This window comes from Caballeronia sp., assembly GCF_049581465.1.
In the GTDB taxonomy this organism is placed as follows: Bacteria; Pseudomonadota; Gammaproteobacteria; order Burkholderiales; family Burkholderiaceae; genus Caballeronia.
Genome location: NZ_JBAUSA010001320.1, coordinates 1 through 3418 on the forward strand (window position 1 = coordinate 1; position 3418 = coordinate 3418).

Below are 3418 nucleotides of genomic sequence, written 5' to 3' on the forward strand. Positions count from 1 at the left end.
CTCCAGGTACTGAAGCGCGAAGGCACGAAGGCCGCGTCGCACCAGTCGCTTTCCACGCAAGCGCACGCCAGTGCCAGCCGACGGTCGGCATCGGATCGATCGGCCGCTGCGAAAAAGGGTTGGGAGACGCGAAGGAAGGCGGCTTCGGCGGGACAGAAGGCGGGCGCATCGAGGCGTGCGCGTTAGGAAATTGATGGAAAGGAAAGGCCGTTCCGAACAAATCCGGAACGGCCTTTCCTTCCTTAGACCGCAAGGTAAAAGACCTAAGCCACCGTCCCCAGCACCTTCCTGACCGTGCTGAAGATCTGGTCGATCTGATCGTCCTCGACGATCAACGGGGGCGAGAACGCGAGGATATCGGCGGTAATGCGCACCAGAACACCCGCTTCGAAGCACTTCACGAACGTCTCATACGCCCTCGCACCCGGCGCGCCGGCGCGGGATTCCAGTTCGATGCCCGCCACCATGCCCAGATTGCGGATGTCCTTTACGAACGGTGCGTCGCGTAAAGCATGAGCAGCCGCTTCAAACCGGGCCGCCTTCGATGCCGCGCGCTCGAACAATCGCTCCCTGGCATACAGGTCGAGCGTCGCGATCGCCGCTGCGCTGGCCACCGGATGAGCCGAATACGTATAGCCATGGAACAACTCGATGCCGTTTTCCGCGCCCGCGTTGACGACGGTATCGTGCACCTTTCTATGCACCGCGACCGCGCCCATCGGAATGCTCGCGTTGTTGATCGCCTTGGCGAGCGTCATCAAGTCGGGCGTCACACCGAAATACTCAGCCGCCGTTGCTGTGCCGAGACGACCGAAACCGGTGATGACTTCATCGAAGATCAACAGGATGCCGTGCTTCGTGCAGATCTCGCGGAGCTTTTGCAGATAACCCTGCGGCGGCACGAGCACGCCCGTCGATCCCGCGACCGGCTCGACAATCACCGCCGCGATCGTCGATGCATCGTGCAGCGTGACCAGCCGTTCGAGTTCATCGGCGAGATGTGCGCCCCATGCGGGCTGGCCCTTCGAGAACGCATTGTGTTCAGGCGCGTGCGTATGCGGCAAATGGTCGACGCCCGGCAACAGTGCGCCCGAAAATGCCTTGCGGTTCGGCGCAATCCCGCCGACCGAAATGCCGCCGAAACCCACGCCGTGATAACCGCGTTCACGGCCGATCAGCCGCGTGCGCTGTCCTTCGCCGCGCGCCCGATGGTAGGCGAGCGCGATTTTCAGCGCGGTATCGACGGATTCCGAACCCGAGTTCGTGAAGAAGATGCGGTCGAGTCCTTCCGGCATTAATGCCGCCACCTTCGATGCCGCCTCGAACGCGAGCGGATGGCCCATCTGGAAAGTCGGCGCGAAGTCCAGCGTGGCGACTTGTTTCTGGATTGCGGCGACGATTTCATCGCGGCAATGACCCGCATTCACGCACCAGAGGCCGGCGCTCCCGTCGAGGATGTCGCGGCCATCGGTTGCTTTGTAATACATGCCCTTCGCACTATCGATAAGGCGCGGTGCCGCTTTGAATTGCCGGTTGGCGGTAAAAGGCATCCAGAACGACGAAAGATCGTCGATGGCGGGGTGCGAAGTCATGGGTAATCTCCTGTTAGAACGTCCAATGTAGTCCTGGATAATAGGCGGCGGCATAGACAGTTGCCGTGTCGCGCGAAGAACCGTAGTGGCAGAATGACGCAAACTGTATTGGCGAATGCCCCACTGACCTCCATCCGTCCAGCTCATTGCATGATTGAACTCCAACTTGACCGCGAGCGCGCGCAGGCCACGCTCGTCGAACAGATTGTCAGCGCATTTTCCGGTGCGATTGAAGGGCAGGCGTTGCGTGCCGGCGCGTTGCTGCCGTCCGTGCGCCATCTCGCGAAGACCGAGCAGCTCAGCACGTTCACGGTGACTGAGGCATACGGCCGTCTCGTGTCGATGGGGCTGGTCGTGGCGCGGCGCGGTTCGGGATATCGGGTGGCCGCACGCAGTCGCGCTGCGTTCCGGCGACCGGTGGCGTGGCAGCCGCCGAGCCTGACTGCGACCTGGTTGTTGTCGGACGTGTTCGCCGATCACTCTGTGCCGATCAAGGCGGGCTGCGGGTGGTTGCCGAACGAATGGATCAACGAGAGCGGCTTGCATCACGCGTTGCGCTCGGTGAGCCGGGTTCCGGCTGCACGCATGGCCGACTATGGGCATCCGTACGGCTTTGCGCCATTGCGCGAGCGTATTGCCGAGCAACTGGACCGCTACGGGCTGCCTGTCGATCCCGCCGCGAACGTCCTGCTCACGGCGGGCGCCACGCAGGCGCTCGACCTCATCGTGCGAACCTTGCTGCGCCCTGGCGACGCCGTCGTGGTCGAAGATCCGGGTTATTGCAATCTGCTGCAAATCCTGCGGCTTGGCGGGCTGACTGTACTGGGCGTCCCGCGCACGCCAACGGGAATTGACAACGATGTGCTTGAACGGCTGATTGCCGAGCACAAGCCGAAGGCGATCTTTCTCAATACGACGTTGCAGAACCCGACTGGCGCGACGTTCAGCATGGCGTCGGCGTTTCGTCTGGCTCAAATCGCCGAGCGTCATGGGTTGTGGGTTGTGGAAGACGACGTCAGCCGCGAGCTTGCGCCGCCTGGCGCGCCGTTGCTGGCAGCGATGGAGGGATTAAACCGGGTGCTGTATGTCGGTGGATTTTCGAAAACGATCACGCCGGCTTTGCGATGCGGCTATGTCGTGGCCGAGCGAGACGTGCTGCGCGAGCTGGCGCGCACGAAGATGGCGGTGGGGTTGACGTCGTCGTCGGTGACTGAGGGGATCGTCGATAAAGTGCTGGCTGAGGGGCGATATGCGAGGCATGTCGAGATCATCAGCGAGAAGCTGGCGGAGGCGCACGCGAAGGTTGAGGAGCGGATGGACGCGTTGGGGCTTGAGATGTTCCATCGGCCGCGGGCGGGGCTTTTCGTGTGGGCGCGCCTGACCGTGGAGGGGGCGGATGCCGGGGCACTGGCGACCCGCGCGCTGGAGCATGGCATCTGGCTTGCGCCGGGTTCGTATTTTCGTCCTGACGATGCTGCCAGTAGCTGGTTTCGTTTCAATGTTCCTTATTCAACCGATGACCGGTTGTGGGCTTTTCTTGGGCGTGGGTAGGGTTCTAATAGTGAATAGTGGCGAGTGTGGCGCTAGGGTGGAGTCCTTCTGCTAGCGGCAGCGGTCCGGCGCACTAAAATCATTCGGGTCCCGAACTAAGTAACGGCACGTCGTGCGCGGATGAACCAACAATCCGTGCAAGACGGTGGGAGCGGAAATTTTGGCACTTGGGCGATGGAGGCGAAGCGTGTGCGTGCCGTATGAGCTTGGGGAGGGTGTTCGACTGTGGGTTGGGGTTGCGGGGGCCGTGCTACGTTCGGGCCAAAGGCCTGAAG

Annotated in this window: 2 protein-coding genes and 1 pseudogene; 2 read left to right on the forward strand and 1 reads right to left on the reverse strand. The window is 62.2% G+C overall.

The genetic code is table 11. The features are described 5' to 3' along the window. A pseudogene (locus WCA53_RS31965) lies at positions 1-186 on the forward strand (DNA-binding protein); the annotation flags it as partial. Positions 187-263: 77 nt separating this feature from the next. On the opposite strand, the gene WCA53_RS31970 reads toward WCA53_RS31965, so the two are convergent. Beyond that, complete coding sequence (locus WCA53_RS31970) at positions 264-1592, reverse strand: aspartate aminotransferase family protein (protein ID WP_423921191.1); 1329 nt, start codon at positions 1590-1592, stop codon at positions 264-266. A gap of 150 nt (positions 1593-1742) precedes the next feature. On the opposite strand from WCA53_RS31970, the gene WCA53_RS31975 reads away from it, so the two are divergent. Then, a complete protein-coding gene (locus WCA53_RS31975; RefSeq protein WP_423921194.1) occupies positions 1743-3143 on the forward strand; it encodes a PLP-dependent aminotransferase family protein in 1401 nt (466 codons plus the stop codon). Positions 3144-3418 lie beyond the last annotated feature (275 nt).

What these genes read in the sequence shown, in the direction of transcription:
- WCA53_RS31970 (WP_423921191.1), bottom strand. Translation starts at nt 1,592, where the DNA reads ATGACTTCGCACCCCGCCATCGACGATCTTTCGTCGTTCTGGATGCCT.
- WCA53_RS31975 (WP_423921194.1), top strand. Translation starts at nt 1,743, where the DNA reads ATGATTGAACTCCAACTTGACCGCGAGCGCGCGCAGGCCACGCTCGTC.